General features: G+C 40.3%; 5 protein-coding genes. 3 read left to right on the top strand and 2 right to left on the bottom strand.

The window, feature by feature from the left end:
* Window positions 1-234: 234 nt before the first annotated feature.
* The gene (locus tag JSS34_08040; protein ID MBS0186264.1) at window positions 235-1,695 is read left to right on the top strand and encodes a replicative DNA helicase; all 1,461 of its coding nucleotides are present in this window, start codon (window positions 235-237) and stop codon (window positions 1,693-1,695) included.
* Window positions 1,696-1,711: 16 nt separating this feature from the next.
* Here the strand turns inward: JSS34_08040 and JSS34_08035 are convergent, their stop codons facing one another.
* Window positions 1,712-3,907 (bottom strand): hypothetical protein, encoded by a 2,196-nt coding sequence (locus tag JSS34_08035; protein MBS0186263.1) that lies wholly within the window; start codon window positions 3,905-3,907, stop codon window positions 1,712-1,714.
* Window positions 3,908-4,111: 204 nt separating this feature from the next.
* Between JSS34_08035 and alr the strand changes: the two genes are divergently transcribed.
* Both alr and JSS34_08025 read left to right on the top strand, forming a co-directional pair.
* Complete coding sequence (gene alr, locus JSS34_08030; GenBank protein MBS0186262.1) at window positions 4,112-5,227, top strand: alanine racemase; 1,116 nt, start codon at window positions 4,112-4,114, stop codon at window positions 5,225-5,227.
* A gap of 79 nt (window positions 5,228-5,306) precedes the next feature.
* Window positions 5,307-6,518: an MFS transporter gene (locus tag JSS34_08025; GenBank protein MBS0186261.1), complete on the top strand. Its 1,212-nt coding sequence runs from the start codon at window positions 5,307-5,309 to the stop codon at window positions 6,516-6,518.
* Here JSS34_08025 and JSS34_08020 read toward each other — a convergent pair.
* On the bottom strand, window positions 6,515-7,144 hold a 630-nt coding region (locus tag JSS34_08020; GenBank protein MBS0186260.1), incomplete at its 5' end, for a PD-(D/E)XK nuclease domain-containing protein. The two genes, JSS34_08025 and JSS34_08020, sit on opposite strands and share 4 nt — an antisense overlap.

Here is a 7,144-nt window from a genome sequence, read left to right as displayed (position 1 = left end):
AAATTTCTCAAAAAGCTTATTATGCAGAAATTGAACAACGTGGACTCACACGTCTTTTAAAAATTGGCCTTGCATTTTCTGGGAAAAAGTTTTGCTTGGTGCATGCACTCTCCGGCGTATAAGATCATTTTCTGACATCAGAAGGGGTTGATTCTCTTCTCTAATTATGGCCATATATCTTTCTAAAATTAATCTTTTTGAAAGCGCTCTTCCATGTCTCAATCCTCTTCATTTATGAATGAACAAACGGCTTCTTTACCCCAAGAAGAAAAGGGAGAGACGTTACGTGAAATTCCTAAAAATTATGAAGCCGAACAAGCTCTTTTGGGGGCCCTTTTGCATAACAATGCTTCTTATGAGAGAGTCTCTGAATTTTTAGAACCAGATCATTTTGCAGATCCCATGCACGGCCGGATTTATGATGCCATTGGACTGCTTATTGGCCAAGGACATGTTGCGGATCCCATAACCCTTAAAGATTATTTTACAACGAGTGGTGCTTTGAATGATGTGGGAGGCTGGAAATATCTTGTTACGCTTGCAGCTTCTGTGGTGTCTGTTCTTAATACCCATGAGTATGGACGCCTTATTTATGATCTTTATTTAAGACGGCAATTGATTGCTCTCGGAGAAAATATCGTCAATGAGGCCCATACCCCGAATCTTGAAGAAACAGCCCATGATCAAATGGAAAAAGTTGAACAGCAACTCTTTGAGCTTGCAACAACAGGAAACTTTGACCGTGGCATCCATACATTTGCATCGGCTCTGACGACAGCCCTTGAGAATGCAGAAGCGGCCTTTAAGAGAGATTCCCACGTGGTGGGCGTCACTTCTGGCCTTGAGGATATGGACAAATGGCTTGGGGGTCTTCATCCTTCTGATCTCATTATTCTTGCAGGCCGTCCCTCCATGGGAAAAACGGCCCTTGCGACAAATATTGCTTATAATGCCGCCTGTGCCCATCTAAAAAACAAAGATGGTGCTGCCGTTGCTTTCTTTTCTCTTGAAATGTCTGCGGAACAGCTTGCAACACGTATTCTTGCTCAAGAGACAGCTGTGGGATCTGACCGGATTCGACGCGGAGAGATTTCAAAGGATGACTTTGTTAAGTTCACGGAAGTTGCGCGCACGCTTTCACAGCTTCCCATTTATATTGATGATGCACCCGCTTTGAGTGTTTCTGCTTTAAGAACACGGGCCCGGCGTCTCATGCGTCAGAAAAAAATAGGGCTTATTGTCATTGACTATCTTCAATTGCTCCATGTATCAGGCTCGAAGAAAGTGGATGGCCGGGTTCAGGAGATTTCAGAGATATCGCGGGCGCTAAAAGCCATTGCAAAGGAGCTCAATGTTCCTGTACTCGCGCTTTCTCAGCTTTCCCGTGCGGTTGAGCAGCGGGATGATAAACGCCCTCAGTTGGCAGACTTAAGAGAGTCAGGATCCATCGAGCAAGATGCGGATGTGGTTCTTTTTATCTTTCGGGAAGAGTATTATGAATCGAGACGCAAACCTCCGGAAGACACGGAAAAGCATATGCAATGGATTCAAAAGATGAACCAAATTTACAACAAAGCAGAAGTCATTGTTGCGAAACACCGTCATGGACCTGTGGGAACAGTCAATCTCTTCTTTGATTCCAAAGTGACGAAATTTGGAAACCTTGCGCACAAAGATTTGCCTCAGAATCTTTGAGAGAAAAAAGACCTTCTTAATCGTTTGTTTTAATCGTCGTTGTAAAGAGATGAACTGCATCTGCATGTTCTAACAATGCATCTCTTTGAGCAGCATTTGCTTCTGCTGCGGCAAGGGCCCGAAGATGCGCTTCAAGTTCTTCAGCGGTTTGCAGGCGTATGCCATGATCTGCTTCTAATTGGGTGCTATTAAGACCATTGGGTTCAATCTGGAGAAGAGATTTTGTGGCATTAAGAACGGTCGTATAGTAGTTTTGTTTAACAGCAGCTTTAGGAAGTGCTCCTCGGGTATTTGCAACAAGATAATTTAATGCTAAGATATTATCGGCTGCTCCCCCTCCTTGACTTAAAAGATTTTGAAGAGGAAAAGTTCCGGCTGGTGTGGTAATAAGAGCCCCGCCGGGAGAGTTAGGATTTAAAGTATCTATTTCATTAAATAAATTAAAAGTACCTTGATTTTGCCTTCTTGCTGTACGATCAAGGTCCATAAAAAGAGGAGTATTAAGTCCAATCTTTTTCGCAGCATTGATAAAGCGCGCATTTACATCCGGAGCGACCAGGCCCAGAGTAAAATCTCTCACATTAGCTTCTCCAACAGCATCCTGTAAGGCTGCGACTCTTGTCACGGCTCTGACATTATCAGGGTCCGCAGGATCAAAATTATGTCCTGGCGCAGTTCCATCATTAATTCCAGCATGTGGATCTCTTAAAACTTCTAAATTATGGCGTACATCCGTGATTTGTTGAGCAGTGGGATCAAGAACATTTATAGCTCTCATTTGATGAACAGAATCGATCACTGGCCCATCTATAGCGACACCACGATTTACGGCAATGGCGATAGCGCGCGCATTATCGGAATTATAGACATAAGGGATAGCTGTTGCCGGATCCTGAAAAACATTTGCATTTAAATCCTCTAACCCCTGTCTTGTTGTGGGTATGTTTGCACCTGTCGGATCAATGCCTTCTAATAAAAGCGCATTTGCCGCATTTATATCATCCCAATTCCAACCAATGGTTCCATTATCAAGGCCTTGAGACATTTGATAGATATGATAAGCGTTTGGGTCTGCAATAGGTATATTGGCATACCTAAGGGCCGTTGTTACATTTTCAAGGTTTCCAGGGATTGGGTCGGGAACGGCGGGATCATATGCAAGCCATGTATTCGCATTAGCAACCACGTCATCATCATCAAAATCTACGCGTCTATCTTCACCTGCAGTAGACATTTCTCGAATCTGGGCTGCTGTGGGGTTTGCAATTGGATTAATTGAATTTCTAAGAGCAGCAGTAACATTTCTAAGATTTGCAGGGATTGGGTCAGGAACGGCGGGATCATATGCAAGCCATGTATTCGCATCAGCAAGATTGTCACCATCAGTGTAATTCACGAATTTATCTGCATGTGCGGCATTCATTTCTCGAATCTGGGTTATTGACGGATCTATAATTGTGAGGTGACGAAGAGCGTTCAAATTCCCTGCAGTAATGTCAAGTCCTTTATCAGCGAGAAAAATAGTGTCAGTAACAAAAGGTACAGGGTTAGCATTATGTTGTTGTGTAAGACGAATTAATTGCCTTACAGCATTAATATTTTGGGGTGTGACAGGATGTTTTCCATCTCGTAAATACGTTCTTGCTTGAGCTTCTTCAACATCTATTTGAGGTGCAGCAGGAGGTTGTTTTAATGTCGTTCTTATAACACGCCCTTCTGATTCATTTCTTTGTGTGGCTGCCCTAACAAAGGAAGGTTCTTGAGTGTGAGAAAACTGAGAAAATCTTTCTTGAGATGTTTCTCGTTGAGAAGTAGGAGAAAGAGGTGTGGCTTTTTCGGTTTGCGTTTTTATGACCTTGACAGGACCTTTTGGAGATTGAATGGTTTTACTGACCGCAGTTGAGCTTTTTGGAGTTGTTAATTTCTTAGGACCTACCACCACGACGCCTGGTGTTACAAGAGGAAATGCTTGTTGGGATAAGGGTGTGTTTGTTCCAGAAGATAGAACAACAGGTCCAGATTCCGCAAATGTTTCACTTGCATTTTCTAAGTCCGGAAGGTCCTCCTTGAGAAGAGCAGGACCGTTGTCAGAAACTTGAGTTTCTTGAAGACCAAAGGGAAGAGGAGCCCCAACACTACTTTCTACACAAATACTGAAGAAAGAGAGACCTGAAAGAAAGGCAATGGTAGAAAATGAGCGTTTTAAGGTCATGGTGATTAAGGCTCCCTGTTTTTATTATTAGGTATTTTTTGAAACGTTATTTTAAGTTTTATTTTTAAGACTAAGACATTTTTTAAAAAACTTCAAGAAAGAGTTTCTTAAAATTTTAAGACAGGGAGAGGCTTGATTCTCTCTTTTAAGTAGGGCATATAAAAGTTTACTTGAAATTATTGAGAAAAGTTAAGGAGGAGCGAAATGGGCGAACAGGAAAAACAGGATGGCTTTCCTCTTGAAAAAGGGGCCCTTTTGCTTATTGATCTAAAAGCGCTTCAAGATAATTATCTTTTTATGAAGGATGCTTCTTCGCCCAGTAAAGCTGCCGTTGTATTAAAAGCCAATGCCTATGGGTTGGGTCTTTGTCCCATTGCGGAAGCTTTATTTAAAGTGGGGGTTAAGGATTATTTCCTTACGACCCTTGAAGAGGGAATGCTTCTTCGAAAAGCCTTGAAAGATGTTCGTATTTATATCTTGAACGGTGTTTTCAAAGGAACAGAAGACATTTTTAGAGACTATGATCTTATTCCTGTTCTTCTAAGTCTTGAGCAACTTACTCTGTGGCGTGCTTATGCTCAAAAAATACAAAAAAAATGTCGGGCGATTCTTCAAGTGAATTCGGGGATGGGCCGATTTGGGCTTTCTTTTGAGGAAGCAGAAGCTCTTGCCTCCGATCCAAGGGCTTTGGAAGATCTTGAGCTTCTTTACATTTTGGGACATTTGTCCTCCGCTTCTTTATCGACCCATCCAAGTAATGAAAAAGAACGCAAAGCCTTTGAGGACTTTTTGGCTCTTTTTCCGAAAATTCCAGCAACTTTTGCAAATTCTCCTGGTATTTTGTTAGGAAACAGGTTCCGTTTCGATATGACACGCATGGGTATTGCACTTTATGGAGGCGCACCGCTTGAGGATAAAGCAAATCCTTTGAAACCCGTGCTTTCTTTAAAAGCCCGTATTCTTCAAGTGAGATCTCTTAAAAAAGGAATGCCTGTTGGATATGATGGAACCTATGTCATGCCGGAAGATGGTCAAATTGCAACCGTTAATATTGGATTTGGAGATGGATTTCCTCGAGCCTTAAGTAATAAAGGATATGGAATTATTCAGGGTGTTAAAGTTCCTATTGCCGGAAGAATTTCCATGGATTGGATGAGCTTTGATGTAACCCATGTTCCTCAACAGGTCGTGCCAGGAGATCTTGTGACACTTCTTGGAGGCTCTTTGACCATTGACTCTGTTGCTTCATTAGCAGGAACGACGTCCTATGATCTTATTAGCGGGCTTGGGGCAAGATTACACCGAACCTACGTGGCATAACGAGAAAGAATTTGATTGGGAAGTATCAAAAAACGATAGAAAACAATTTCGAATAAAATAAAAATAAAGAGACATTAAAATGAAACTCTTAACTCAGATTTTTAACAAAAATTTTGATCATTATGGCATTTCTCAAAAGAGAGATTTTCTATGTGTTCTTGTCGTATTTGGTCTTTTTAGCAGTGTTTTTGCCTTTGTTTCCACCTTTCTAAATCTTAAAATTCAAAATTTGCATGTGTTTCCCGATAGCTGGATGGCCTTTGTTTTAGCGTTGCCTTATGTTGGAAGTTTTTTCGGAACGCTTTTTTTTCCTTATTTTTCAAAGAAATTTTCTTTAAAAAGGATGCTTCTTTTGACGTTTTTGGTTTTAGATCTTGGTTACTTGAGTATTTTTTTACTTTTAAAAACAAGCATCAGTGGATTTCTTCTTTTTTTGTTTGGCCTCTTGCATCGATGGGTCTTTCTTATTCTCTACGTTTACCAAGGAAAAATATTTTTAGGGGCTTATCAAGCGCGTCTCTTTTCATTTGCTGGGCTCCTTTATGGTGTTTGTGTTGCTTTTGGATCGTATGAAATTTCCTTTCTCTCCTTTGAAAAAGGTCTTTGGTTTTCTATTTTTTTGATTGTGTCATGCTTTTTTATTTCTTCTAAACTAAAAAAAGATCAAATCAAAAAACCAAAAGCCTCCTTAGAAAAAAGTTTAGAGCAAGAGCTTTCAGCTCAAGACATCATCAAGCAAAATGCTTTGTTTTTTTTAATCGTATTTGTGGGATATGTCACTTTCTATGGTTTTTCAACATACTATCCTTTTTTTGGAGAAGGACTCGGGCTTTCAGAGGCTGAATCAGGATCCTTTTTAGCGTTTGCACAATTTTTTGGACTTTTTTTAATACCGGTTGGAGGGTACTTGGGAGATAAATTTGGGCATGAGAAGAGTGTTTTTTTCATGATTCTATTAATCTTAAGCGTTTTAGGTTTTGCGTTCTTAACAGAAAATATTTCTCTTCTTTCTTTTTTCTTTGCTCTTGCTGAGGGAGCAATGGTTTCTTTTTATACAATGACAATTGCTTGGATTGCTTTTCTTTATCCGACATCTAATCTTGTAAAAGGAATTGCTTTCCTTAATCTTGCAGCCCAAGCAGGCTCAATTCTTTCTCCTCTTGGCATGGGCATTATGATGCAACTTTTTGGAAATAAAGGTTTTATTGCTTGGTTATTTATCGGAACGAGTACCATTTTAGGTCTGCTTGTTATAAGAATGATTTTCCATACTACATCTTCTAAGTCTTAAGTATGAGATGTAATATTAGAGAATTCATGAACAAGACAAAATTTCTTTCCAGAAAATGCTAAACCTATTTTTAAAAGATGCGTGAGTCCACGTTGCTGAATTTCTCCATAATAGGATTTTTGAGAAATTTGTGTCAGAGCTTCCTCGGCCGTTTGTTTAAGAAGATCTTTAAGCTTGGACTCCGAAAGCTTTTTTCCTTCTTCTTCCTTAACCCGCTTAAACTCCATCAAAATGCTGAGTGTTTGAGCCTCTCTTGCAATAATCGCATAATCATAACGGCCAGAGCCACTTTCACGATTAGATCGGATTTCATAAAGAGGAGAACCATGAAGACTTGCCGTGAGTCCAATCATAAGACCATGGTAAAAAGCCTCTGGGCTTATTCCGGTGTCAAAGACACTGACGGTATGGTCCATCAGCTCCTTGAGTTCAGCAGAGAATTTCTCAATATTGCCTGTCAAAAGATGCTCTAAAAAGTGGCTATACCACTTGAGCCCATAATCTTTAGTAAACCATCCTTCAATAATACGTTGAAACAAAAAACTTACTTCTTTATTCGGAATGCTTAGACGACATAAAGAATCTCCTCTGAAGGTTATTTGATGATTCAGAGCCGTCAAATATCC

The sequence above is a fragment of the Pseudomonadota bacterium genome (assembly GCA_018242545.1).
Classification (GTDB): domain Bacteria; phylum Pseudomonadota; class Alphaproteobacteria; order 16-39-46; family 16-39-46; genus 16-39-46.
Note: the sequence above shows the minus strand (reverse complement) of the source record. Positions and strands in the feature narration are given on the sequence as shown.

Excerpts from the sequence above, each read along its gene's own strand:
- JSS34_08040 (MBS0186264.1), top strand. The coding sequence starts at position 235 with ATGAATGAACAAACGGCTTCTTTACCCCAAGAAGAAAAGGGAGAGACG.
- JSS34_08035 (MBS0186263.1), bottom strand. The coding sequence starts at position 3,907 with ATGACCTTAAAACGCTCATTTTCTACCATTGCCTTTCTTTCAGGTCTC.
- alr (MBS0186262.1), top strand. The coding sequence starts at position 4,112 with ATGGGCGAACAGGAAAAACAGGATGGCTTTCCTCTTGAAAAAGGGGCC.
- JSS34_08025 (MBS0186261.1), top strand. The coding sequence starts at position 5,307 with ATGAAACTCTTAACTCAGATTTTTAACAAAAATTTTGATCATTATGGC.